Here is a 24,058-nt window from a genome sequence, read left to right on the forward strand (position 1 = left end):
GATAGCGGTGTTTCAGTCAGCGAATGTTTATCTGACACACCGCTATCGCGAGCAGGCTCACTCCTACACTGGAAAGCGGTTTATCGCCGTTCCAGTGTCGACGGTCGATACGATTTAATGCGTGATATCAAATCAGAGCGAGATTGGATGTGAGCAAGCGAGCCTATAACTTCTGCGCCGGTCCTGCGGCGCTGCCTGAAGCTGTCCTGCAGCGCGCCCAGGGTGAACTCCTTGATTGGCACGGCAAGGGTCTGTCGGTCATGGAAATGAGCCATCGCAGCGATGAGTTCGTGTCCATTGCCACCCAGGCCGAGCAGGATCTGCGTGACCTGCTGAATATCCCGTCGAACTACAAAGTGCTGTTCCTGCAGGGCGGCGCCAGCCAGCAGTTCGCACAGATCCCGCTGAACCTGCTGCCCGAAGGTGGTTCGGCCGACTACATCGACACCGGTATCTGGTCGCAGAAAGCCATCGAAGAAGCCTCGCGCTACGGTCACGTCAACGTTGCCGCCACCGCCAAGCCTTACGACTATTTCGCCATTCCCGGCCAGAACGAGTGGAATCTGTCGAAAGACGCCGCGTACGTTCACTACGCGCCGAACGAAACCATCGGTGGTCTGGAATTCCAGTGGATCCCGCAAACCGGTGACGTGCCGCTGGTGGCCGACATGTCCTCGGACATTCTCTCGCGTCCGGTCGACATCTCGCGTTTCGGCATGATCTACGCCGGCGCACAGAAGAACATCGGCCCGAGCGGCATCCTCGTCAACATCATCCGCGAAGACCTGCTCGGCAAGGCCCGCTCGCTGTGCCCGACCATGCTCGACTACAAGGTCGCGGCCGACAACGGCTCGATGTACAACACCCCGCCGACCCTGGCCTGGTACCTGTCCGGTCTGGTGTTCCAGTGGCTGAAAGAGCAGGGCGGCGTCGAAGCGATCGCCAGGCTCAATGACGTCAAGCAACGCACTCTGTACGACTTCATCGATGCCAGCGGCCTCTACAGCAACCCGATCAACAAATCGGATCGCTCGTGGATGAACGTGCCGTTCCGTCTGGCTGATGATCGTCTGGACAAGCCGTTCCTCGCCGGTGCCGACGAGCGCGGTCTGCTCAACCTCAAGGGCCACCGCTCGGTGGGCGGCATGCGCGCCTCCATCTACAACGCTGTCGACATCACTGCGGTCAACGCGCTGGTGGCCTACATGGCGGAATTCGAGAAGGAACACGGCTGATGTCCGAGCAAGAACTCAAGGCACTGCGCGTTCGCATCGACGCTCTGGACACCAAAGTCCTCGAGCTGATCAGTGAGCGTGCGCGTTGCGCCCAGGAAGTCGCCCGCGTGAAGATGGCCTCGCTGGCCGAAGGCGAAGTGCCGGTGTTCTATCGTCCCGAGCGCGAAGCTCAGGTGCTCAAGCGCGTGATGGAGCGCAATCAGGGGCCGCTGGGCAACGAAGAGATGGCGCGGCTGTTCCGCGAAATCATGTCCTCGTGCCTGGCGCTGGAGCAGCCGCTGAAAGTGGCGTATCTGGGTCCTGAGGGCACTTTCACCCAAGCGGCGGCGATGAAGCACTTCGGTCACGCAGTGATCAGCAAGCCAATGGCGGCGATCGACGAAGTGTTCCGTGAAGTCGCCGCCGGTGCGGTGAATTTCGGCGTGGTGCCAGTGGAAAACTCCACCGAGGGCGCGGTCAACCACACGCTGGACAGCTTCCTCGAGCACGACATGGTGATCTGCGGCGAAGTCGAGCTGCGCATCCACCATCATCTGCTGGTCGGCGAAAACACCAAGACCGACAGCATCAGCCGCATCTATTCCCATGCGCAGTCGCTGGCCCAGTGCCGCAAGTGGCTGGACGCGCATTACCCGAATGTCGAGCGCGTCGCGGTGTCGAGCAACGCCGAAGCGGCCAAGCGGGTCAAGGGTGAGTGGAATTCCGCGGCGATCGCCGGCGACATGGCAGCGGGGCTGTACGGCCTGACGCGCCTGGCCGAGAAGATCGAAGACCGTCCGGACAACTCCACGCGCTTTTTGATGATCGGTAATCAGGAAGTGCCGCCGACCGGCGACGACAAGACCTCGATCATTGTGTCGATGAGCAACAAGCCCGGCGCGCTCCATGAGCTGCTGGTGCCGTTCCATGACAATGGCATCGACCTGACCCGCATCGAAACCCGTCCGTCGCGCAGCGGCAAATGGACCTACGTGTTCTTCATCGACTTCGTCGGCCACCACCGTGATCCGTTGATCAAAGGTGTGCTGGAAAAGATCAGTCAGGAAGCAGTAGCACTCAAAGTGCTGGGTTCCTACCCGAAAGCAGTTCTCTAAGGGGTGGTAGCAAATGAGTGGCAACTTCCTCGCTCTGGCACAGCCGGGCGTGCAACAACTTTCGCCTTACGTTCCGGGCAAGCCTGTGGACGAACTGGCGCGCGAGCTGGATCTGGATCCGGCAAAAATCGTCAAACTGGCGAGCAATGAAAACCCGCTGGGCGCCAGCCCGAAAGCCTTGGCGGCGATTCGCGAAGAGCTGGCCGAGCTGACTCGTTACCCGGACGGCAACGGTTTCGCCCTGAAATCGCTGCTCGCCGAGCAGTGCCGCGTCGAGCTGAATCAGGTCACCCTGGGCAATGGCTCTAACGATATTCTTGAGCTGGTTGCCCGTGCCTATCTGGCACCGGGCCTGAATGCGGTGTTCAGCGAGCACGCTTTCGCCGTATATCCGATTGCGACCCAAGCGGTCGGCGCACAAGCCAAAGTCGTGCCGGCCAAGGATTGGGGGCATGATCTGCCAGCGATGCTTGCGGCTATCGATGCCAGCACCCGCGTGGTGTTCATTGCCAATCCGAACAACCCGACCGGCACCTGGTTCGGCGCAGAAGCGCTGGACGAGTTCCTGCAGGACGTTCCCGAGCACGTGCTGGTGGTGCTCGACGAGGCTTACATCGAATACGCCGAAGGCAGCGACTTGCCGGACGGCCTCGACTTTCTCGCGGCTTATCCAAACCTGCTGGTGTCGCGCACGTTCTCCAAAGCCTATGGCCTGGCAGCGCTGCGCGTCGGTTATGGCTTGTCGACGCCTGTGGTGGCAGATGTGCTGAACCGCGTTCGCCAGCCGTTCAACGTCAACAGCCTCGCCCTCGCCGCAGCTTGTGCAGCATTGAAGGACGATGAGTATCTGGCGCAGAGCCGTCAGCTCAACGAAGCGGGCATGCAGCAGTTGCAGGCTGGTTTCCGTGAGCTGGATCTGGGCTGGATCGAGTCCAAAGGCAACTTCATTTGCGTCGATCTCGGCCAGGTCGCGGCGCCGGTTTTCCAGGGCTTGCTGCGCGAAGGCGTGATCGTGCGTCCGGTGGCCAATTACGGCATGCCGAATCACCTGCGGGTGACCATTGGTCTGCCAGCGGAAAACAGCCGTTTCCTCGAGGCGCTGCGCAAGGTTCTGGCTCGTGGTTGATGTCACTGCGCTGCAACCTGCTGCACCTATGATCGGTCGCCTTGTGGTGGTCGGTCTGGGATTGATCGGTGGTTCGTTTGCCAAAGGCTTGCGTGAAAGCGGCCTGTGCCGTGAAGTGGTCGGCGTCGATCTGGATCCGCAATCGCGCAAGCTCGCGGTCGAGTTGGGGGTCGTCGATCGCTGTGAAGACGACTTGGCGGCAGCCTGCGTCGGCGCTGATGTGATTCAGCTGGCGGTGCCGATTCTGGCGATGGAAAAACTGCTCGCACGTCTGGCTGTAATGGATCTGGGGCAGGCGATCCTCACGGATGTCGGGAGCGCCAAGGGCAATGTGGTGCGCGCGGCGACCGAAGCGTTCGGCGGCATGCCGGCGCGGTTCGTGCCGGGCCACCCGATTGCCGGTTCCGAGCAGAGCGGGGTGGAAGCCTCGAATGCCGAGCTGTTCCGTCGGCACAAGGTGATCCTGACGCCGCTTGAGCAGACCGATCCTGCCGCGCTGGCGCTGGTCGATCGCCTGTGGCGCGAGCTGGGCGCCGATGTCGAGCACATGCAGGTCGAGCGTCACGACGAAGTGCTTGCCGCGACCAGTCATCTGCCGCACCTGCTGGCCTTTGGTCTGGTCGATTCGTTGGCCAAGCGCAATGAAAATCTGGAGATCTTCCGTTACGCTGCCGGTGGTTTTCGCGATTTCACAAGAATCGCCGGAAGCGACCCGGTGATGTGGCACGACATCTTCCTCGCCAACCGCGAGGCTGTCCTGCGCACACTCGATACATTTCGCAGCGACCTCGACGCCTTGCGCGACGCGGTCGATGCAGGGGATGGGCACCAATTGTTGGGCGTTTTCACGCGCGCCCGGGTTGCCCGCGAGCATTTCAGTAAAATCCTGGCCCGCAGGGCCTATGTGGACGCTATGAATTCCAACGATCTGATCTTCCTGGCTCAACCTGGTGGCCGCCTGTCCGGTCGGATTCGCGTACCGGGTGACAAATCGATTTCCCACCGTTCGATCATGCTCGGCTCGCTGGCCGAAGGCGTCACCGAAGTCGAAGGCTTCCTCGAGGGCGAAGACGCCCTGGCGACCTTGCAGGCGTTTCGCGACATGGGCGTGGTCATCGAAGGCCCGCACCACGGCCGCGTGACCATTCACGGTGTCGGCCTGCACGGCCTGAAACCGGCGCCGGGCCCGATCTATCTGGGCAACTCCGGCACCTCGATGCGTCTGCTCTCCGGCCTGCTGGCGGCGCAGGACTTCGACAGCACCCTGACCGGCGACGCGTCGCTGTCCAAGCGTCCGATGAATCGTGTGGCCAATCCTCTGCGGGAAATGGGCGCCGTGATCGAAACCGCCGCTGAAGGTCGTCCGCCAATGACCATTCGCGGTGGCCACAAGCTCAAAGGCCTGACCTACACCATGCCGATGGCCAGCGCTCAGGTGAAATCCTGCCTGCTGCTTGCCGGCCTGTACGCCGAAGGCAAGACCACCGTCACCGAGCCAGCACCGACCCGTGACCACACCGAGCGCATGCTGCGTGGCTTCGGCTACCCGGTCAGCGTCGACGGTGCCACGGCTTCGGTCGAGTCCGGCGGCAAGCTCACTGCAACTCACATCGAAGTGCCGGGCGATATCTCGTCATCGGCGTTCTTCCTCGTCGCGGCCTCGATCGCCGAGGGTTCCGAACTGGTGCTGGAGCACGTCGGTATCAACCCGACCCGTACTGGCGTGATCGACATCCTGCGTTTGATGGGCGCTGATATCACTCTGGAAAACCAGCGCGAAGTCGGCGGTGAGCCAGTGGCTGACTTGCGCGTGCGGGCAGCTAGACTCAAAGGTATCGAGATTCCGGAAGAACTGGTGCCGCTGGCGATCGACGAATTCCCGGTACTGTTCGTCGCTGCTGCATGCGCCGAAGGGCGGACCGTGCTGACCGGCGCCGAAGAGCTGCGGGTCAAGGAATCCGACCGGATCCAGGTCATGGCGGACGGTTTGCTGGCGCTGGGCGTCAAGTGCGAACCGACCCCGGATGGCATCATCATCGACGGCGGCCCGATCGGCGGCGGTGAAGTGCACGGTCACGGCGATCATCGTATTGCCATGGCTTTCAGCGTTGCCTCGTTGCGCGCTACCGCACCGATCCGCATCCACGATTGCGCCAACGTCGCGACCTCGTTCCCCAACTTCCTCGCGCTGTGCGGGCAAGTCGGCATTCGTGTGGCACAAGAGGCTCAGTCGTGAAAAACATTGCACCGGTCATCACCATCGATGGGCCAAGCGGCTCCGGCAAAGGCACGGTCGCCGGGATTCTGGCCAAGCGTCTGGGCTGGAACCTGCTGGATTCCGGTGCGCTTTATCGTTTGCTCGCGTTCGCTGCGCACAATCATGGCGTCGACCTGACCAACGAAGAGCTGTTGAAGACATTGGCCGCTCATCTGGATGTGCAGTTCATCGCCGCGACCGAAGGTCAGTTACAGCGGATCATTCTGGAAGGCGATGAAGTCAGCGATGTCATTCGCACTGAAAGTGTCGGTTCCGGTGCCTCGCAAGTGGCTGCGCTGCCCGCCGTGCGCGAGGCGCTGCTGCAGCGCCAGCGCGCATTCCAGGAAGCGCCAGGCCTGGTGGCTGACGGTCGCGACATGGGTACGGTGGTTTTTCCGGATGCACCGCTGAAGATTTTCCTGACCGCCAGTGCCGAGGAGCGGGCGCGCCGTCGATATTTGCAGTTGAAGGGCAAAGTCGAGGGTGTTAGTCTGTCGAGTCTGCTAGATGAGATCCGTGCACGCGATGAGCGTGACACCCAGCGCGCAGTAGCCCCGCTCAAGCCGGCGGCCGACGCGATTCAGCTGGATTCCACGGAGCTTTCCATCGATCAGGTGCTTGAACGCATCATGAGCGAGATCGCCATTCGCGATATCGCCGGGTGACCAAGAGGGCCGCAGGGGACCAGTCATAGTCCTGCGGTGCTTCTTTTAAATGAAACTAACCCACACCGTCTGGGGTGTGGAGATGGGCGTTTACTTCGCCCTCATCTACAGGAATTAAAATGAGCGAAAGCTTTGCGGAACTCTTTGAAGAAAGCCTGAAAACCCTGAACCTTCAGGCAGGCTCCATCATCACCGGTGTTATCGTTGATATCGATTACCAGGCTCGCTGGGTAACCGTTCACGCTGGTCTGAAGTCTGAAGCACTCATCCCGCTTGAGCAGTTCTACAACGATGCTGGCGAACTGAACATCAACGTTGGTGATGAAGTTCACGTTGCTCTGGATTCGGTTGAAGACGGCTTTGGCGAAACCAAGCTGTCCCGTGAAAAAGCCAAGCGCGCTGAATGCTGGATCGTTCTGGAAGCAGCCTTCGCAGCCGAGGAAGTGGTCAAGGGCGTTATCAACGGTAAGGTTAAAGGCGGCTTCACTGTCGACGTTAACGGCATCCGTGCGTTCCTGCCAGGTTCCCTGGTTGACGTCCGTCCTGTGCGCGACACCACGCACCTGGAAGGCAAAGAGCTGGAATTCAAGGTCATCAAGCTGGACCAGAAGCGCAACAACGTTGTCGTTTCCCGTCGCAGCGTCCTCGAAGCCGAGAACTCCGCCGAGCGTGAAGCTCTGCTGGAATCCCTGCAGGAAGGCCAGCAAGTCAAAGGTATCGTCAAAAACCTCACCGATTACGGCGCATTCGTCGATCTGGGTGGCGTGGACGGCCTGCTGCACATCACCGACATGGCCTGGAAGCGCATCAAGCATCCTTCCGAGATCGTCAACGTTGGTGACGAAATCGACGTCAAGGTTCTGAAATACGATCGCGAACGCAACCGTGTTTCCCTGGGCCTGAAGCAACTGGGCGAAGATCCATGGGTTGCTATCAAAGCCCGTTACCCAGAAGGCACTCGCGTAACCGCTCGTGTAACCAACCTGACCGACTACGGCTGCTTCGCTGAGCTGGAAGAAGGCGTTGAAGGCCTGGTACACGTTTCGGAAATGGACTGGACCAACAAGAACATCCACCCTTCGAAAGTCGTACAAGTCGGCGACGAAGTGGAAGTCATGGTTCTGGACATCGACGAAGAGCGTCGTCGTATCTCCCTGGGCATCAAGCAGTGCAAGTCGAACCCATGGGAAGACTTCTCTGGCCAGTTCAACAAGGGCGACAAGATCTCCGGCACCATCAAGTCGATCACCGATTTCGGTATCTTCATTGGTCTGGACGGCGGCATCGACGGTCTGGTTCACCTGTCCGACATCTCCTGGAACGAAGTGGGCGAAGAAGCCGTACGTCGTTTCAAGAAGGGCGACGAGCTGGACACTGTCATCCTGTCGGTTGACCCGGAGCGCGAGCGCATCTCCCTGGGCATCAAGCAACTGGAAAGCGATCCGTTCTCCGAGTACGTCTCGGTTAACGACAAGGGCGCTATCGTGACTGGTACCGTGAAAGAAGTTGACGCCAAAGGCGCCATCATCGTTCTGGCCGACGACATCGAAGCTACCCTGAAAGCCTCCGAAATCAGCCGTGACCGCGTTGAAGACGCGCGCAACGTTCTGAAAGAGGGCCAGGAAGTTGAAGCCAAGATCATCAGCGTTGATCGCAAGAGCCGCGTAATCCAGCTCTCGATCAAGTCGAAAGACGATGCTGAAGAGAAAGAAGCCATCCAGAGCCTGAAAGCAGCTCCGGAAGGTGAAGCAGCTGACACCACTATGGCGGCACTGCTGCGTCAAGCAATGGCCAAACAGAACTAAGTTCTGCTTGATCATGAAAAAGGGCGACTTCGGTCGCCCTTTTTTGTGTCTGCGATTTGCTCTTTGTACGCCCGTGCATGAAACCATTGCGTCCGCCTGTGGGTCTGTTTCTTTAATCGGATCAATCGCCTATTCGCGACTAAGCTTGGTCTTGAGCGTGTAGTCGTCGGGCTTGCCTGGCATAAGGAAGTGGATGAACAAGTTACTTGTTGTTGCAATGGTAATGGCGCTGGCAGGTTGTGCCACCAGTGCGAAGACCCATGCAGTACGTGGTGTCAGCGGTATCGAAGTCGACTGTTCGGGGCTCGGTTCCAGCTGGGAGAAGTGCCAGAAGCGTGCGGCTAAAGAGTGCAAGGGCAAAGGCTACAAGGTCATCACCCGCTCTGATGATGCGAAAGATGAAGACGACTATCCGTTCGGCTTCAATCCCGCAGGCTTTGTCACCCGGACCATGCTGGTGATGTGTCGCTAGGTGCGCAGCGTTCCGGCTCGCGGGTTCGATGCCCTGAAAATGGGCGTTTTAACGCGGGGGAAGATATGTCAATCCCTGGGCTGTTCAAATTCTTCGGGGCATGCTAAAACCTTTCAAGCGCTGATCTAGCTGCTTGAAAAAGAAGGGAAAAATATGACGAAGTCGGAGTTGATCGAACGAATTGTCACCCATCAAGGGCTACTCTCATCCAAGGATGTTGAGCTGGCTATCAAGACCATGCTTGAACAAATGTCTCAGTGCCTTGCCACCGGTGATCGCATCGAGATCCGTGGATTCGGCAGCTTCTCCCTGCACTACCGCGCGCCCCGCGTCGGCCGTAACCCAAAGACCGGCCAGTCTGTCAGCCTGGACGGCAAATTCGTTCCGCATTTCAAGCCAGGCAAGGAGTTGCGTGACCGCGTGAACGAGGAAGAGGAGGAGGGAGCTTGATCTTCGCTATTCAAATTCGAGGGCGTGTGAATGCGTAATCTGAAACGCATACTGCTTGGCGTATTTCTTCTGTTGATGGTTCTGGTTGTTCTGGCGTTTGTACTGGAGAACCAGCAATCGGTTGCGCTTTTGTTTCTGGGTTTTTCCGGCCCGCAGTTGCCGGTCTCGGTGGTTGCAGTGTTGGCGCTGCTGATTGGCATGCTGATCGGCCCGGTATTGGGCTGGTTTCTGGGGCGTTCGTCCAGAGCCGCACGCAAGCGAATGGTCTGAAAACGGCAGGCGCAAGGCATCTGTCGAAATTGCGCCTCGGCCTGCCTTTATCCATTAGTAAAACCATCATTAAGCTGTAAAATGCGTCCCTTGTTCGATCGTGCCTTCTGCATGTCGATTCAGACTGACTCTGACGGATGCCGACTGATAGTGGCTTCTGCATTCATGGATTAGACCGCGCTCGCTGGCAGCGCTGTCCGCAGCTCAAGGGTATCGCTTCGCGTGAAAATTCTAGTTACCGGCGGTGCCGGCTTCATTGGCTCGGCAGTCATCCGTCACATCATCTCCAACACTTCCGATGCAGTCGTTAACGTCGATAAACTCACGTACGCCGGCAATCTGGAGTCCTTGGCCGAAGTCAGCCAGAATTCGCGTTATGCGTTCGAGCGAGTCGATATCTGTGATCGTGAGCAGATCGACCGCGTTCTGCGTGAGCATCAACCGGATGCAATCATGCACCTGGCCGCAGAGTCCCACGTCGATCGCTCGATATCGGGCCCGTCCGACTTCATCCAGACCAATATCATCGGTACCTACACGCTGCTCGAGGCCGCGCGCCACTACTGGGCCGCGCTGGACGATGCGCGTAAAGCGCGCTTCCGCTTCCACCACATTTCGACTGACGAAGTTTACGGAGACCTCGAAGGTCCGGAAGACCTCTTCACCGAAACCACGCCTTATCAACCAAGCTCACCCTACTCGGCGAGCAAGGCCAGCTCCGATCATCTGGTTCGTGCCTGGGCACGCACTTATGGCTTGCCTACGCTGGTGACCAACTGCTCGAACAACTATGGCCCATGTCACTTCCCTGAGAAGCTGATCCCGCTGATCATTCTCAACGCACTTGAAGGCAAGCCACTGCCGGTGTACGGCAAAGGCGATCAGGTTCGCGATTGGTTGTATGTCGAAGATCATGCTCGTGCGTTGTACAAAGTCGTCACCGAAGGCGTCATCGGTGAGACCTACAACATCGGTGGACACAACGAAAAACAGAACATCGACGTGGTGCATACCCTGTGTTCGTTGCTCGATGAGTTGCGGCCTGATTCGGCCCATCGTCCCCATGCCAGCCTGATTACCTATGTGCAGGATCGCCCGGGGCATGATCAGCGTTATGCAATCGATGCCAGCAAGATCCAGCGGGAATTGGGTTGGGCGCCTGAAGAGACCTTCGAGACCGGAATCCGCAAGACGGTTGAGTGGTATTTGAACAACGCTGATTGGGTTGAGCACGTGAAGAGCGGCAGCTATCAGCAGTGGATCGATCAGAACTACACGGATCGCTCGAACAACGCATGAAAATTCTGTTGCTGGGCAAGAGCGGTCAGGTGGGCTGGGAGCTGCAACGCTCTCTGGCTCCGCTTGGAGAGTTGATTGCACTTGATCGCCATCAGGCCGATGGATTGAATGGCGATCTGTCGAATCCCGAGGCTCTTCGCGCGACGATTCGGCAGGTGCAGCCCGACGTTATCGTTAATGCTGCTGCTTACACTGCCGTTGATAAAGCCGAATCGGAAACCGAGTTGGCTGACCGTGTAAACGGCATTGCAGCGGGTGTTATGGCTGAAGAAGCCGCCGCCTCCGGTGCCTGGCTGGTTCATTACTCAACCGATTACGTTTTCAATGGCCAGGGCACTGCTGCGTGGCGGGAAACCGATGCCGTTGCGCCGGTGAACCACTATGGCTCCAGCAAACTCGCCGGCGAGCGGGCAATCACTGCATCGGGCTGCAAGCACCTGATCTTCCGTACCAGCTGGGTTTATGGCGCTCGCGGTAACAACTTCGCGAAGACGATGCTGCGCTTGGCCAGTGATCGCGAAACGTTGAGCGTGGTCGCGGATCAGATTGGTGCGCCTACCGGTGCAGATCTGATTGCCGACGTAACGGCTCAGGCGCTTCGCCAGGCCCTGCAACAGCCCGAGCTGGCGGGGTTGTACCACTTGGCAGCCGCTGGTGAAGTGTCCTGGCATGGCTACGCAAGCGAGGTGATCGCTTTCGCTAAAGCCAATGGTGAATTACTCGCGGTGAAGGCTATCGAGCCGGTCGAAACCACTTCGTATCCGACGCCCGCACACCGACCGCTGAACTCGCGACTGAATACTCAAAAGCTGCGCGCTACTTTTTCTCTACACTTGCCGGATTGGCAAAGTGGTGTAACCCGAATGCTCAGGGAAATTCTGAATAAATGATCAAGACCAATCGTAAAGGCATCATTCTGGCAGGTGGCTCCGGGACACGTTTGCATCCGGTCACGCTGGGGGTGTCCAAGCAGCTGTTGCCTATCTACGACAAGCCGATGATTTTCTATCCGTTGTCGGTGCTCATGCTCGCGGGCATACGAGAAATCCTGATCATTTCGACGCCTGAAGACTTGCCCAATTTCCGCAAGCTCCTGGGTGACGGCAGTCTGTATGGCATCGAGTTGAGTTATGCCGAGCAGCCGAGCCCGGACGGCCTTGCGCAGGCGTTCATCATCGGCGAGTCGTTTATCGGTAGCGACCCTTGCTGCCTGATTCTCGGCGACAATATCTTTTACGGTCAGTACTTCACTGAAAACCTGCGCTCTGCCAACGCTCAGGCCTCAGGCGCGACAGTGTTCGGCTATCACGTGTCCGACCCGGAGCGTTTCGGAGTGGTGGAATTCGATGCCAATGGCTGCGCGCTGAGCATCGAAGAAAAGCCACTGAAGCCGAAATCCAACTACGCCGTGACCGGGTTGTACTTCTACGATAACCAGGTCGTCGAAATCGCCAAGAACATCAAACCCTCGGAGCGGGGCGAGCTGGAAATCACCGACATCAATCGCGCGTATCTGGAACAGAAAACCCTGAACGTCGAAATGTTGGGGCGCGGCTTTGCCTGGCTGGATACCGGTACGCATGATTCGCTGCTGGAAGCCGGGCATTTCGTCCACACTATCGAACACCGTCAGGGGCTCAAAGTCGCTTGCCTTGAAGAAATCGCCTACCACAACGGCTGGATCAGCGCAGAGCAAGTCGAAGCTCAGGCGCTGCGCCTGAAGAAAACCGGCTACGGGCAATATCTGCAGAAGCTGCTCGATCAGCCAGCACGTTGACGGGCACGGTTTATCGAGCGTTGTTTGTTGCATTCTGTCGAGGTATCAATTGCGATTGGCGCTGTAGAATGGCAGGCAATTACGCAACGTATTCCGCGCTCGCGAGGGCGCATGTGTCATCAGTCCCGTTGTCTTGAGATCGAGAGGCGGGGCAAGGATTCTGCACTGGGTTTGGTGCAGTTCGATTGCAAACATAATTGAGACTGCTTTCCTGACAATCATTGGCGGGAGAGAGGGTTAAGGACTTTGAGCATGGAACTGATTCCCGTAATTTTGTCTGGCGGAGTGGGCAGCCGGTTGTGGCCTGTGTCCCGAGAAGCCCATCCCAAGCCCTTCATGGAGTTGCCGGATGGTCAGAATCTGATCCAGAAGACGTTCCTGCGCGCCTCACGGCTGGACGGTGTGGTGGAAGTCCTCACCGTGACCAATCGTGAGTTGCTGTTCAAGACTGAAGATGAATACGGCGTCGTCAACACGGCCAGGCACGCGCAAGGCTTCATCCTCGAACCCTTTGGGCGAAATACTGCAGCGGCAGTGGCGGCGGCGGCTCTGCAACTGGAGACCACCCATGGTCCCGATGCACACATGCTGGTGCTCGCCGCCGATCATTTGATCCAGGACGAAAAAGCCTTTGCCGCGGCCGTGTCCAATGCCGTGGCGCTGGCCAGTGAAGGCTGGCTGGTTACGTTTGGCATTCAGCCGACCTATCCGGAAACCGGTTTCGGTTACATCGAGGCGCAGAAAGAGGCGCCGCTCAAAGGCGGGCTGAAGGTCGCCCGGTTTGTCGAGAAGCCTGATCTGCAGACTGCACAGAACTACGTCAGTGCCGGCAACTATTTCTGGAACTCGGGCATGTTCTGTTTCCGTGTAGGCACCGTCCTGGAAGAGCTTCGGCTGCACGCCCCCGACGTTGTCGAGGCGGTTGCAAAGACCATCGAGGTGTCTCGCCTGACTTCCTCCAACAAATATCGTTGCCTGGCGCTGGACAGCGAAAGCTTTGCGCAGGTGCCGGATATTTCCATCGACTATGCATTGATGGAGCGTTCCCAGAAAGTCGCAACCATTCCGTGTGACATCGGCTGGAGTGACATCGGCTCATGGAACGCGGTGAGCGAACTGACTGCGCCGGATGAAAACGGCAACCGCTTTGAAGGCGAAGTGCTGTCCCATGGCTCGCGCAATAATTATGTGAACAGCGAAGGGCGTCTGACCGCGCTGGTCGGTGTGGAAGACCTGTTGGTCATCGACACGCCTGATGCGGTGATGATTGCTCATAAGGATCACGCTCAAGACGTGAAACACATCGTCAATCAGCTCAAGGCGTGCAGCCACACCGTGCATTTGCTGCACCGTACGGTCCACCGTCCATGGGGGACCTACACGACCCTGGAAAATGGCGAACGCTTCAAGATCAAGCGAATTGTCGTAAAGCCCAAGGCGTCGCTGTCGCTGCAGATGCATCATCACCGCAGTGAACACTGGATCGTCGTCAGCGGGATGGCGGTCGTGGTCAACGACCAGCAGGAACTGATGCTCAACACCAACGAGTCGACGTTCATCCGTGCCGGTCACCAGCATCGCCTCATGAACCCGGGCGTCATTGACCTGGTGCTGATCGAGGTGCAGAGCGGCGATTATCTGGGTGAAGACGATATCGTCCGCTTCGAAGACAACTACGGCCGCGTAGATAAATAACAGCGGGTTGCAGCCATAAGCCTGATCGGCGATTTTTTACCGGTCGGGCTTATTTGCATGTGGCTTCACGCGACTTCACTCCCTATCGATGATTCACAGCTGCGGCATTTACCGGCGGCTGTCTCGGATTCCCAGGCAAGAGATCGAAATGCATACCCCTATCAAGACCCGCTGCTTCAAGGCTTATGACATCCGTGGTGAAGTACCGGTCGATCTGAACGAGGATGTTGCTTACCGGATCGGCCGGGCCATGGTCGTCGAGTTGCAAGCCAGAAGCATCGTGCTGGGGCGGGACATGCGACTGGAAAGTCCGATGCTGGCCGAGGCGATGTGCCGTGGTCTGAGAGAGGCAGGTGCCGATGTCATCGATATCGGACTTTGCGGAACTGAAGAAGTCTATTTCGCCACCAGTGCCTTCAATGCCGACGGTGGCGTAATGATCACGGCGAGTCACAACCCCAAAGGCTATAACGGGATGAAACTGGTCAAGTCGCAGTCACGGCCCATCAGCGGTGACACCGGGCTGAACGCCATCCGTGATCGGGTAGAGAGTGGTGACCTTGGCGCGTTGGCGGATGCCGTCGGTAACGTGCGTGAGGCGTTCGATAAAAGCCGTTACATCGACCACCTGCTGACCTACATCGACGTGGCGGACCTCAAGCCGCTGAAGATCCTGGCAGACCCTGGCAACGGTGCTGCCGGGCCGGTCCTGCAGGAGTTGATGGGCAAGTTGCCATTCGAATGGACGCTGATCAATGCCGAGCCGGACGGTCACTTCCCCAATGGCGTGCCCAATCCCCTGCTGCCGGAAAATCGCGAGCTGACGCGCCAGGCATTGCTTGAAAATGGCTGCGATGTGGGGCTGGCGTGGGATGGGGATTTTGACCGTTGTTTCTTTTTCGACGAAACCGGCCGGTTTATCGAAGGTTATTACCTGGTCGGTCTGTTGGCGGAAATGTTGCTCAAGCAACACCCGGGCAGCAAGATCATTCATGACCCGCGGCTGACCTGGAACACCATCGAGCAGGTCGAGCAAGCGGGCGGTGTACCGGTGCTGTGCAAGACCGGACATGCCTTTATCAAAGAGCGCATGCGTATCGAGGACGCCATTTATGGCGGCGAAATGAGCGCCCACCACTATTTCCGTGATTTCGCCTATTGTGACAGCGGGATGATCCCGTGGTTGTTGGTCACGGCCCTGATGTCCAGCACTGGCAAGAGCCTGGCGCAACTGGTCGATGAGCGTATTGCCGCTTATCCATGCACCGGCGAGATCAATTATCGCGTTGAAGATGTGCCGGCGATGCTGCACCAAGTCCTGGAGCATTTCCTGCCGCTCAATCCCGCGCTCGACAGGACTGACGGCATCAGCGTGTCGTTTGCCGACTGGCGCTTCAACCTGCGCGGCTCCAACACCGAGCCGCTGTTGCGCCTCAACGTCGAGACCCGTGGCGATCAGGCGTTGATGTGGGCGCGTCTGAAAGAGATCGAGTTGTTGATCAAAGGGGCTTGAAGCTTCGCCCGTCTGGTATTCAGCGGCGCCGGTGCTTTGGTGACCGAAGCACAGCGATGCGGGCGCGGGTTGCGAAATATCATTTCTATAGGTTGCCATTTTGAAAACGGTTTTATTGCTAAGCACGTACCCGATTGCCAGTCCCCGCCACGGCGGACAGGTCCGGGTCGCCAACATCGCCAAGACCTTTCGCGAAAATGGTTGGGATGTGACTCATCTGGCTGTCTATGAGCCGGAAGGTTATCCGCCATCTACCCTGGGTGCCAACGATGTCAGCTTTCCGGCTGGCAGCGACTTCAGGAAATACAAGGGCACGTACGTGCCGTTGATCAACGATTTGCTGTCCGGGGAATTCGCAGCGTCGGAGCAGGGCGGGTTCGCTGAAATTCTCAAGAAACTGCCGCCAGTGATCGACGTCATTCATGTCGAGCAGCCATGGCTATGGCCGCTGGTGCTGAAGATCCGCCAGATGCCGCAATACGCCAATGCCTGCCTCATTTACGGCTCGCAGAACATCGAGGCTCCGCTGAAGCAGGAGATCCTCGACAGCTACGGCATCAAGGGCGCCGAATCGGTGATCGCCGACATCGAGACGCTCGAGCGCAAGGCAACGCTGGAAGCAGATATTGCCGTGGCGGTAACCCAGGCCGATTTCGATATTCTCAAGGCCTGGGGCGCGAAAAGACCGCTGCTGGCGTCCAACGGTATCGCGCCGTGGTCGGCCAGGGCGGAGTTGCTCGCCAGTTGGAAGGAGCGGCTGCCGCAGTCGCCCTGGATTCTCTATGTTGCCAGTGCCCATCCGCCCAACTTCAAGGGTTTCAATGAATGCCTCGGCAGTTCTCTGGCGTGCATTCCTCCGGACAGCAAACTGGTGGTGGTCGGCAGTGTATGTGAGCACCTCGAAACCACACTTCGCGACAGTCGCTGGGGACAACTGAACCTTTCGCGCCTGCAACTGCTGTACATGCTGCCGGACGAAGATCTGGACGCCGTCAAGACACTTGCGCACGCATTTCTGTTACCGATCCCCCACGGTGGCGGCTCGAATATCAAAACCGCGGAAGCCATTTACTCTGGCAAGTACGTCATCGGTACCGAAGCGGCATTTCGTGGTTTTGAACAGCATCTTCTGCTTCCCGAGCTCAGTGTTGCGCGTACGCCACACGAGTTTCATGCGGCAATCCGCGCGCGTCTCACCGGGCCTGCGACGATCAGTGGTGACGGCCCGGACAGAGCATCGCGCGAGCCATTGACGTGGGCTCGGAGTCTGGAATCAATTCCGCGTACAGCGGCAGACGTAATCGTTCAGAAGGCGCAAGCATGACCACTTGGTTTGATGTAACAACCATTCTTGGCTGGCGTCGGCCTGCCGTAGGCATTATTCGTACCGAGGCCGAGGCTGCGGCCCATGCGCTCGAACTGATCGCGGCGGGGGAAGAGGTGAAGTTCTGCTTCTTCAGTCATGCTACCGGATACAGCGCGATCGATGCGGCCGACGTGGCAGCGACCCTGAAGAGAATTTCCGGGGCTCACGCGGCAGCGCCAGGCCGGACAGTTGCGGGCGCTACCCATAAACGTTCGATAGAGGCGCGCCTGAAAGAAAAGGCGACCAAGGTGCTGAACCGCCTGCCTCCAAAGTTGAGCGGGCGTATCTATCAGTTTTTCCAGCTGCGCCGTACCTCCATCGTTGAAGCGGTGATCGGCGTCCGCCATTTGATCTCGGCCGCACGGGCTTTTTTCAAACCGGCCCAGCGCAGCCATGTATTCAATCCTTCGTCACGCAAAGTGCACAGTGGCGGCCATCCCTTTGCCAAAGGCGACAGCTACATATCGGTGGGGCTGGACTGGGACAATAAAGACCTTGCGCATCTCTATGAGTTGAAGAAGCAGGTCGGTTTGCGCGTCATTCTCTTCTGTTACGACGTGATTCCGGTGAGGCTGCCACACTTGTGCGTGGGTGATGTTGCGGCCAAGTTTGCCAATTACTTTGCTGACGTCGCCTGGTGCGCGGACAAGATCCTGTGCATTTCCGAATGCACGCGCAAGGATCTGATCGCGTTGCTCGATGAATTGGGTGCGCCGATTCCTGAAACGGCGGTGGTCAAGTTGGGCTGCCAGCTATCCCACGAGTTGAGCGACACCGTCAGCCCTGACGTCGAAACATTGTTGAAAGAGCGTTTCGTGCTGTTCGTTTCCACGATCGAGCGCCGCAAGAATCACGAAGTGCTATATCGCGCCTACACGCGCCTGATCGATAGCGGTGTTGAGGATCTGCCTAAACTGGTCTTCGTCGGAATGCCCGGTTGGGGCGTGGGTGACTTGTTATCGGACATCTCGCTTGACCCGAGAACCCGGGATTACATACGGATTCTCAACAACGTTTCGGACTCTGACCTCATGCATCTGTATCGCAACTGCATGATGACCGCGTTCCCTTCCTTGTATGAAGGCTGGGGGTTGCCTGTTGCCGAAAGTCTGGCTGCCGGCAAGTATTGCCTGGCCTCCAATGCGGCTTCGATTCCGGAAGTAGGCGGGCAGCTGCTGGACTACCTGGAGCCGTGGGATGTGTCGGCGTGGGTCGCTGAACTGCACAAATATGCTTTCGATCCGCTGGCGCTGGCGGCCAAGGAAGCGGCGATCAAACGTGATTACAAACCCGTTGCCTGGAAAGAGACGGCGCAGTTTGTTTTCGATAGCCTGAAGTAACGATTACAGCATGCGGTGGATCAGGGGCGATCCACCGCATGCTGGTATTCAGGCAATCGTATTGGTGTTGAACAGATTCAGCGACTTGAGAATCTCGGGCGTACTGAGCAATTCGGGGCTCGCTGACCATTTCTCGATGATGGTCGCAAAATGGTCGACCGCTGAAATGATGACCTTCGCCCGAAGCGCGACAGGCACAGCCTGCGCAAGTTTGTGGGCGTAGTTCTCGGCCGTGAATGTCTCCTGTGCCCACGTTTGCGCCTGCTTGCCGATATCGATCGCCGAGGAGGGGCTGCCGCGCAGTGATAGAAGGATCTTCTTCAGATCTTCTATTTCCCTTTCAGGCGATACCTTCAATACATACTGATCGGGCAGTTCGCTGTAAAAGCCAGTGTTGGTAACGATGGTGGCTTTACCGTAGAGCATCGCTTCAATCGCAGAGGCCGACGCAGCTTCGAGGCTGGGCCAGCGCAGGCAACTGATGACGTCAGCTTCGCGAATGGCCTCTGACAACGCGGCGTCATCGACTTCGTTGGAAATGATCAGCTCGACCCCGGCCTTGGCGGCCATTTCGGTCAATTTCCGTTCGACATCCGGAAGAATCGCCCCCACCAGACGGTAACTCACGTTCTTTCGAAGTGAGGCGTTGCTGGCAATCGCCTTGATGCAACTTTCCACGCGTTTGTTGGGGTTGACGTGGCCGATGGTCAACAAGCGCAACTTGCGATTGTCATTGTGTACCGGTTGCACATCGACGGCCCCGGGAGCGTCGTAGGCCAGCGGTGTCACGAAAACCGGACCCGCGCACGCGGCCATTACCCGCTTGCATCCCCAGTTGCTATGGGTAATCACGCCGGTGGCCATCGAACTGATCCATTCGGTCAGCGGTGCGGTTTCTCGCGTCGAGTTGATGAAGGTCGTACTGTCGCTGACGTTGAAGTAGTCGGTGGCGATTCTGCGTCCGTACCACTGCGTCAGGATGTGATGGGCTTCATCGCGCCGCTGCTGCGCCCAACCCCAGAAAAGATGGCCGAGGAAGAAGTCATGCAGGCAGACGATGCCTGGGGCTTTGTGAAGCCAGGCCACGCCACCTTCGTGAAACTCGTAGTTGTCGCCGATCTGGTAGACGAGGCAGTCAGCGTCGGCCACTTCGGTGCTAACCCGTTCTTCATCCGTCCAGGCAATGACGGTGCAACCGAAGTCATGAGCCTCTTTGTCGAGAACATGCGGGCTTTCAGTGCGCACCAGCACAATGTGGTGCTGCTGACTGAGCAGGGCGCGAACCACGAGACGAGTCATCCTTCCGATGGCGGAGGATTTGACGCCGGGGGTAAAAATGACCAGTTTCATTTAAGTAGCGCCTCTATGGTCTCGGGCCAGTTGATGCCCAGGGTGTTCCACAGCGCCTCCGCGCCTTCGCCGTACTCGATGGTTCGGGTTTTGCTTTCGAACGCCGCATTCATCGCTTCGGCCAGACTTTCTGCAGTGGGCTCTGCTCGCCATCCGGACTCCTGCGGATTGACCAGGCCCAGGATGCCACCGCTGTCGGTCGTCGTGATCAGTGCCTTGCGCGCAGTGGCGGCTTCCATCGCGACGTAACCCAGGGAGTCTTCATCGAACGGGATGTAAGCAACGGCGAGTGCACGATTGACATAATTGACGTAGGTGGACCGAGGCAGGAAGCCAAGGTCGAGTTTGACGCGATCATGCAGGCCGAACTCATTGATGATCGAATGCAATTGCAGCGTGTCGGCGTGCGACTCGGGAGGCCCGGCAATGACCAGCTTGACCCGTTTGTCGGCTTTGGCAAGTGCTCGCAGCAGCAAGTGCTGACGCTTCATGCCGTTGACGCGTCCGCCGGCAAATATGTAATCGTCATATTCACCGCCGGTGAATGCTTCAGGATCGTTTACGGGCGGCAACAGCACCTGCGAGTCGAAGCCGTTGTACTTGAACAACCGCTGTCTGGTCACTTCGGAGTTGGTGTAGATGCTGCGGCTCTCCGCGAATGTTTCGTTGTCCGCGTTGATAATGGCGTTGCGAATGTCGGTGCCGCTTTTGTCTGCCGGCAGGTTGGTCTGGCCGACGTCGTAAAGGTCATAGGCCTGACGATACTGGTGCAGCAGCCACAGTGATTTGCGGTGGTGGCGAACCAGGTACGCCGGGAATTTCAAGGCGATGACGTGATCGGTATTGAAGATTTCCAGCGTGCGGGTCAGCAACATCTGCGAGGGGATGCGCGATGCCGGTTCCCACTGAGCCGGGATGCGCATGACTTCGGCGTCGTGACCGGCCATGAGCAGGTTTCTTTGCAGATTGACCGCCAGTTCTTCTGCGCCGCCCCAGATGAACGGAGCCATGTTGTTCACAATCAGGACTTTCATGCCAACAGACGCTCCAGCACATGTGACCAGGAAATTTTCAAGTCAACCAGGCGCTGCCGGGCATTCTTGCCCATCGCTTCGGTCAGACTTCGATCCCGGTAGAGTTTGTCCATCGCAACGGCCAGAGACTCTGGAGTCGGCTCGGCGATATAACCGTTGTAGCCATCCTGCACCAACTCCAGAACGCCACCCGAGTCGGTAGTGGTGAGGATCGGTTTTTCCGCGTGACTGGCTTCGAGGCTGGGATAGCCGTAGGAGTCTTCATCAACCGGAAGGTAAGCGGCAGCCAGGCAAACTGACAACTGCGCGACCTTTTCTTCTTCGGTGATCCAGCGATCATCCAGGGTCACTCGGTCCGAAAGGCCGTACTCTTCGATTTTTTCTCGCAGGGCGATGCCGTAGTCAGGACCCGCGCCCGTTCCCAGCAACCGCAGGCGGACCGGCGTCGTCGTATAGTTCAGTGCGTCGATCAGCAGGTGTTGGCGCTTGTGATGTTCGAGGCGGCAGATGTAAGCGATTTCATCGTTGTAGCCAGCGCAAAAAAAACGCTCCGACTCGAAGACCGGAGGGTAAAGCACCTCGCTATCGAAGTCGTTGTAGGTCTTGAGTCGCTTGGATACGACCTTCGAATTGGTGAAGATCGCCTTTGCTTCGCCCAGGGCTCGGGTATCGGCATCCACCAGCGCATCGCGAATTGCGCGATGCTTGGCATCGTCCGGGAAATCGCGGTACGGGCTGTCCCACATATCGTAGAACGCACGAATGTGATGGATGAACCAGAGGATCTTGTGCGGATGGGGAATCAGGTGCGACTGTGGCCGGAAACATATCACCCGGTCAGCGCTCTGTAGATCGACCCAACGCAACGCCATCATCTGTTGAAACAACAGATCCGGCGCATCCAGTTCGGGCAAGTAGACGACTTCGACCTGATGGCCGGCAGCCGTCAGCGTAGAGGCCAGCCAGTCGACGATATTCCTTCCGCCCCCTCTGATGAAGGGCACGAATGTGGAGCAAAGGGCGATTTTCATCAGTCGGCCAGGACCTCACGCAGGCTGGCTGCAATTCTGATGATGTCATCCTGAGTCAGGTCCTGATGCGTCGGCAGATTGATGCCCCGCCCCGACCACAAGTCTGCAACAGGGTAGGTGCTGTCTTCCATGTACGGTGGCAGCACGTGCATCGGGTAGAAGACCGGGCGGGTTTCGATACCCATGGCATCAAGTTTTTGCATGACTTCGTCACGTTTGTGCTCGTCGCCATCGCTCAGAAAGATGTTGTACATCCAGAAAACCTGTTTGGCCCAGGAAGCCTCGGTCGGCAACACGATTTTGCCAGCAAGGTCGGCCAGCGCTTCGTTGTACCAGCCAGCGAGCCGATCACGATCAGCCAGGGCAGTGTCAATGTTTTCCATCTGCGCCAGACCGATGGCTGCCTGAATGTTGGTCATGCGGTAGTTGTAGCCGACCACTGGAAACCAGTAACGACGCTTCGGGTCCATGCCCTGACCACGGAACAGGCGCAGTTTCGCCGCCAGCTCATCATCGTTGGTGGTAATCATGCCGCCTTCACCGGTGGTGACGATCTTGTTGCCAAAAAAACTGAAGGTTGCGCACGTGCCGAGGCTGCCAACCTTGCTGCCCTTAACTTCGGCGCCATGGGCTTCAGCCGCGTCTTCCACCACCCACAGGTTGTGTTTGCGGGCGATTTCGTTGACGACATCCATCTGCGCCGGGTGACCGTACAGGTGCACCGGGATGATGCCTTTGGTCTTCGCGGTGATCTTGCTTTCGATGGTCTGCGGATCGATGTTCATCGTATCGGCGCACACGTCCACCAGTACAGGCGTCGCTCCGCAGTAGCGCACGGCATTGGCGGTGGCAATGTAGGTCACTGTCGGGATGATGACTTCATCGCCCGGTTGCAGGTCGAGCACGACCAATGCCAGGTGCAGTGCAGTAGTGCCGTTGTTGGTGGCGATCGCATGCTTGACGCCGCAGAATGCTGCGAAGCTTTCTTCGAAGGCGCCGATGTATTTGCCGTTCGAGGAAATCCAGTTGGTATCCAGGCAATCCAGCACATACTTACGTTCGTTTCCGGCAAGCTTCGGTTGTGCAACAGAAATACGATTCATGCTTGTTCCTTCAAATTTTGTGTAGAGCTTTGGCTGGCACGCCTACGACTGTGGTTGCCGACCCGATGTTCGAAATGACGACGCTGCCGGCACCTACCATCACCGACTCACCAATATGAACCTCGGGGATGATTTTGCTGCCGACACCGATAAAGCTGAAATTGCCCACATGCACATTGCCCGCCAGCGCGCATTGCGGAGCGACATGGACCGCCTCGCCAATCACGCAATCGTGATCGATAGTGGCGCCGGTATTGACGATGCACAGATCCGAAATCTTCGCCTCGGCATTGATAACGGCGCCAGCCATGACGGCAATTCCCCTCCCCAAGGTAGCTGAAGGCGATACCACTGCTGCCGGACTGATCGCATTGACCAGGCCAAACCCCAGTTGGGTCGCCTTCGCGGCCAGCTTGTTTCGCACTGAATTGGACCCGATCGCGATGAACGCCTTTTCGTAGCCGTCCTTGCGAAGCGCGGCGAGGTGTTCGTCATTTTTAAGTACGGGAACCCCCAGGCAGGTATCCGGACTGTCCGGATTACCTACGCAGTAAGCGACGCTATCGCCTTGGGCGCGCAGCAATTCGATACACACCTTGGCGTGCCCACCGGCACCGACGACGATCACTTCACTTTTCATGCACCTTCACCTCTGGCTTGTCGAGGAGCGGCCGTGGCGTCGTCCTGAAGCGAATCGACAGCCGCTTGACGGTCGGCGCCCGGACATTTTTGTTCGATACGGTCCAGTTGTTGTTGCAGGCTTTCCAGCGAGTGCTGGCCGGAAAAGATTTTTTGCGACAGTCGGGTCTGGATCTTCGCCGAGTTCGCCAGGCGCTGGAATTCGAGAACAATCTGCTGGTGCTGCTGGTACTGAATCTTCTGCAGTTTGGTGAACTCTTCCAGCATCTCCTGGCGGAGAGTGGAGGTGAAGTAGTTGCGCAGGCGGAACAATAGCGGACGGGTGACCGGTCGGGCCGCTCTGACAAGGCGATGCGCAATACGCACAAGCGCCTGCTTCGTATAGTGGCGTACGATCAGTTTCATGCCTGGCTTGGTCGCGACGACCTCCGCCGGGACATCACCGCCCGTTTCAATGATGTTCTTGGCGTGCAGGCGGCTGGAGGCCAGCGTGAAAGCCACCTGTATATCCACGCCGTTGCGCTTAATGCTGTTCAT

The 24,058-nt window shown here is 58.0% G+C and carries 22 protein-coding genes; 16 read left to right on the forward strand and 6 right to left on the reverse strand.

From position 1 onward, the window contains the following. The first annotated feature begins 149 nt into the window (after positions 1-149). From serC to DCO47_RS08370, 16 genes are all read left to right on the forward strand, one after another. Complete coding sequence (gene serC, locus DCO47_RS08295) at positions 150-1,235, forward strand: 3-phosphoserine/phosphohydroxythreonine transaminase (RefSeq protein ID WP_064361501.1); 1,086 nt, start codon at positions 150-152, stop codon at positions 1,233-1,235. Further along, on the forward strand, positions 1,235-2,329 hold the full coding sequence (gene pheA, locus DCO47_RS08300; RefSeq protein WP_016770924.1) for a prephenate dehydratase: 1,095 nt from the start codon (positions 1,235-1,237) through the stop codon (positions 2,327-2,329). Before serC ends, pheA begins: the two co-directional genes overlap by 1 nt. A 13-nt stretch (positions 2,330-2,342) precedes the next feature. Continuing rightward, entirely contained in the window at positions 2,343-3,455 is a 1,113-nt protein-coding gene (gene hisC, locus DCO47_RS08305) for a histidinol-phosphate transaminase (protein WP_116657889.1), read from the forward strand. A 28-nt stretch (positions 3,456-3,483) separates the two neighbouring features. Further along, positions 3,484-5,691, forward strand: a complete 2,208-nt coding sequence (locus tag DCO47_RS08310; RefSeq protein ID WP_042607971.1) for a bifunctional prephenate dehydrogenase/3-phosphoshikimate 1-carboxyvinyltransferase — start codon at positions 3,484-3,486, stop codon at positions 5,689-5,691. Beyond that, a complete protein-coding gene (gene cmk / locus DCO47_RS08315; protein WP_024013869.1) occupies positions 5,688-6,377 on the forward strand; it encodes a (d)CMP kinase in 690 nt (229 codons plus the stop codon). Before DCO47_RS08310 ends, cmk begins: the two co-directional genes overlap by 4 nt. Positions 6,378-6,496: 119 nt before the next feature. Beyond that, positions 6,497-8,182 carry a 30S ribosomal protein S1 gene (gene rpsA, locus DCO47_RS08320; protein WP_016770920.1) on the forward strand — a complete coding sequence of 562 codons (1,686 nt, stop codon included), beginning with the start codon at positions 6,497-6,499 and terminating at the stop codon, positions 8,180-8,182. 193 nt (positions 8,183-8,375) lie between these two features. Continuing rightward, complete coding sequence (locus DCO47_RS08325; RefSeq protein ID WP_064361504.1) at positions 8,376-8,654, forward strand: hypothetical protein; 279 nt, start codon at positions 8,376-8,378, stop codon at positions 8,652-8,654. A gap of 153 nt (positions 8,655-8,807) precedes the next feature. Continuing rightward, complete coding sequence (ihfB, locus tag DCO47_RS08330) at positions 8,808-9,104, forward strand: integration host factor subunit beta (RefSeq protein WP_007950920.1); 297 nt, start codon at positions 8,808-8,810, stop codon at positions 9,102-9,104. Positions 9,105-9,134: 30 nt separating this feature from the next. Continuing rightward, entirely contained in the window at positions 9,135-9,374 is a 240-nt protein-coding gene (locus tag DCO47_RS08335) for a LapA family protein (protein WP_042607937.1), read from the forward strand. Between the two features lie 222 nt (positions 9,375-9,596). Next, on the forward strand, positions 9,597-10,673 hold the full coding sequence (gene rfbB / locus DCO47_RS08340; protein ID WP_042607936.1) for a dTDP-glucose 4,6-dehydratase: 1,077 nt from the start codon (positions 9,597-9,599) through the stop codon (positions 10,671-10,673). Then, positions 10,670-11,563 (forward strand): dTDP-4-dehydrorhamnose reductase, encoded by an 894-nt coding sequence (rfbD, locus tag DCO47_RS08345; protein ID WP_083352244.1) that lies wholly within the window; start codon positions 10,670-10,672, stop codon positions 11,561-11,563. The genes rfbB and rfbD overlap by 4 nt, the downstream gene beginning before the upstream one ends. Then, a complete protein-coding gene (gene rfbA, locus DCO47_RS08350) occupies positions 11,560-12,450 on the forward strand; it encodes a glucose-1-phosphate thymidylyltransferase RfbA (RefSeq protein WP_064361506.1) in 891 nt (296 codons plus the stop codon). Before rfbD ends, rfbA begins: the two co-directional genes overlap by 4 nt. A gap of 252 nt (positions 12,451-12,702) precedes the next feature. Next, the gene (locus DCO47_RS08355) at positions 12,703-14,145 is read left to right on the forward strand and encodes a mannose-1-phosphate guanylyltransferase/mannose-6-phosphate isomerase (protein ID WP_065616862.1); all 1,443 of its coding nucleotides are present in this window, start codon (positions 12,703-12,705) and stop codon (positions 14,143-14,145) included. Positions 14,146-14,293: 148 nt separating this feature from the next. Continuing rightward, positions 14,294-15,658: a phosphomannomutase gene (locus DCO47_RS08360; protein ID WP_116657890.1), complete on the forward strand. Its 1,365-nt coding sequence runs from the start codon at positions 14,294-14,296 to the stop codon at positions 15,656-15,658. A 100-nt stretch (positions 15,659-15,758) separates the two neighbouring features. Then, positions 15,759-16,982 (forward strand): hypothetical protein, encoded by a 1,224-nt coding sequence (locus DCO47_RS08365; protein ID WP_065616864.1) that lies wholly within the window; start codon positions 15,759-15,761, stop codon positions 16,980-16,982. Further along, the gene (locus DCO47_RS08370) at positions 16,979-18,364 is read left to right on the forward strand and encodes a glycosyltransferase family 1 protein (protein ID WP_083352246.1); all 1,386 of its coding nucleotides are present in this window, start codon (positions 16,979-16,981) and stop codon (positions 18,362-18,364) included. Before DCO47_RS08365 ends, DCO47_RS08370 begins: the two co-directional genes overlap by 4 nt. A gap of 48 nt (positions 18,365-18,412) precedes the next feature. Here DCO47_RS08370 and DCO47_RS08375 read toward each other — a convergent pair whose 3' ends face one another. The 6 genes from DCO47_RS08375 to DCO47_RS08400 are packed head-to-tail and all read right to left on the reverse strand — an operon-like array spanning position 18,413 to position 24,058. Next, the gene (locus DCO47_RS08375) at positions 18,413-19,714 is read right to left on the reverse strand and encodes a glycosyltransferase (protein WP_065616865.1); all 1,302 of its coding nucleotides are present in this window, start codon (positions 19,712-19,714) and stop codon (positions 18,413-18,415) included. Beyond that, the gene (locus tag DCO47_RS08380) at positions 19,711-20,748 is read right to left on the reverse strand and encodes a glycosyltransferase family 4 protein (RefSeq protein WP_042607929.1); all 1,038 of its coding nucleotides are present in this window, start codon (positions 20,746-20,748) and stop codon (positions 19,711-19,713) included. The genes DCO47_RS08375 and DCO47_RS08380 overlap by 4 nt, the downstream gene beginning before the upstream one ends. Further along, on the reverse strand, positions 20,745-21,779 hold the full coding sequence (locus tag DCO47_RS08385; protein ID WP_042607928.1) for a glycosyltransferase family 4 protein: 1,035 nt from the start codon (positions 21,777-21,779) through the stop codon (positions 20,745-20,747). Before DCO47_RS08385 ends, DCO47_RS08380 begins: the two co-directional genes overlap by 4 nt. After that, positions 21,779-22,882 (reverse strand): DegT/DnrJ/EryC1/StrS aminotransferase family protein, encoded by a 1,104-nt coding sequence (locus tag DCO47_RS08390; protein WP_042607927.1) that lies wholly within the window; start codon positions 22,880-22,882, stop codon positions 21,779-21,781. The genes DCO47_RS08385 and DCO47_RS08390 overlap by 1 nt, the downstream gene beginning before the upstream one ends. A 10-nt stretch (positions 22,883-22,892) precedes the next feature. Continuing rightward, positions 22,893-23,522, reverse strand: a complete 630-nt coding sequence (locus DCO47_RS08395) for an acetyltransferase (RefSeq protein WP_042607926.1) — start codon at positions 23,520-23,522, stop codon at positions 22,893-22,895. Continuing rightward, positions 23,519-24,058 carry a hypothetical protein gene (locus tag DCO47_RS08400; protein WP_116657892.1) on the reverse strand — a complete coding sequence of 180 codons (540 nt, stop codon included), beginning with the start codon at positions 24,056-24,058 and terminating at the stop codon, positions 23,519-23,521. Before DCO47_RS08400 ends, DCO47_RS08395 begins: the two co-directional genes overlap by 4 nt.

Origin of the sequence: Pseudomonas sp. NDM (genome assembly GCF_003105095.1) — a bacterium.
Taxonomy (GTDB): domain Bacteria; phylum Pseudomonadota; class Gammaproteobacteria; order Pseudomonadales; family Pseudomonadaceae; genus Aquipseudomonas; species Aquipseudomonas moraviensis_A.

Bases quoted from the DNA above. Each gene is read 5' to 3' on its own strand.
- DCO47_RS08390 (WP_042607927.1), bottom strand. From the start codon at position 22,882: ATGAATCGTATTTCTGTTGCACAACCGAAGCTTGCCGGAAACGAACGT.
- rfbA (WP_064361506.1), top strand. From the start codon at position 11,560: ATGATCAAGACCAATCGTAAAGGCATCATTCTGGCAGGTGGCTCCGGG.
- DCO47_RS08395 (WP_042607926.1), bottom strand. From the start codon at position 23,522: ATGAAAAGTGAAGTGATCGTCGTCGGTGCCGGTGGGCACGCCAAGGTG.
- DCO47_RS08335 (WP_042607937.1), top strand. From the start codon at position 9,135: ATGCGTAATCTGAAACGCATACTGCTTGGCGTATTTCTTCTGTTGATG.
- hisC (WP_116657889.1), top strand. From the start codon at position 2,343: ATGAGTGGCAACTTCCTCGCTCTGGCACAGCCGGGCGTGCAACAACTT.
- ihfB (WP_007950920.1), top strand. From the start codon at position 8,808: ATGACGAAGTCGGAGTTGATCGAACGAATTGTCACCCATCAAGGGCTA.
- DCO47_RS08375 (WP_065616865.1), bottom strand. From the start codon at position 19,714: ATGAAACTGGTCATTTTTACCCCCGGCGTCAAATCCTCCGCCATCGGA.
- pheA (WP_016770924.1), top strand. From the start codon at position 1,235: ATGTCCGAGCAAGAACTCAAGGCACTGCGCGTTCGCATCGACGCTCTG.
- DCO47_RS08400 (WP_116657892.1), bottom strand. From the start codon at position 24,058: ATGAACAGCATTAAGCGCAACGGCGTGGATATACAGGTGGCTTTCACG.
- DCO47_RS08385 (WP_042607928.1), bottom strand. From the start codon at position 21,779: ATGAAAATCGCCCTTTGCTCCACATTCGTGCCCTTCATCAGAGGGGGC.
- DCO47_RS08360 (WP_116657890.1), top strand. From the start codon at position 14,294: ATGCATACCCCTATCAAGACCCGCTGCTTCAAGGCTTATGACATCCGT.
- rfbD (WP_083352244.1), top strand. From the start codon at position 10,670: ATGAAAATTCTGTTGCTGGGCAAGAGCGGTCAGGTGGGCTGGGAGCTG.
- DCO47_RS08355 (WP_065616862.1), top strand. From the start codon at position 12,703: ATGGAACTGATTCCCGTAATTTTGTCTGGCGGAGTGGGCAGCCGGTTG.
- DCO47_RS08310 (WP_042607971.1), top strand. From the start codon at position 3,484: ATGATCGGTCGCCTTGTGGTGGTCGGTCTGGGATTGATCGGTGGTTCG.
- rpsA (WP_016770920.1), top strand. From the start codon at position 6,497: ATGAGCGAAAGCTTTGCGGAACTCTTTGAAGAAAGCCTGAAAACCCTG.
- DCO47_RS08380 (WP_042607929.1), bottom strand. From the start codon at position 20,748: ATGAAAGTCCTGATTGTGAACAACATGGCTCCGTTCATCTGGGGCGGC.
- DCO47_RS08325 (WP_064361504.1), top strand. From the start codon at position 8,376: ATGAACAAGTTACTTGTTGTTGCAATGGTAATGGCGCTGGCAGGTTGT.
- DCO47_RS08370 (WP_083352246.1), top strand. From the start codon at position 16,979: ATGACCACTTGGTTTGATGTAACAACCATTCTTGGCTGGCGTCGGCCT.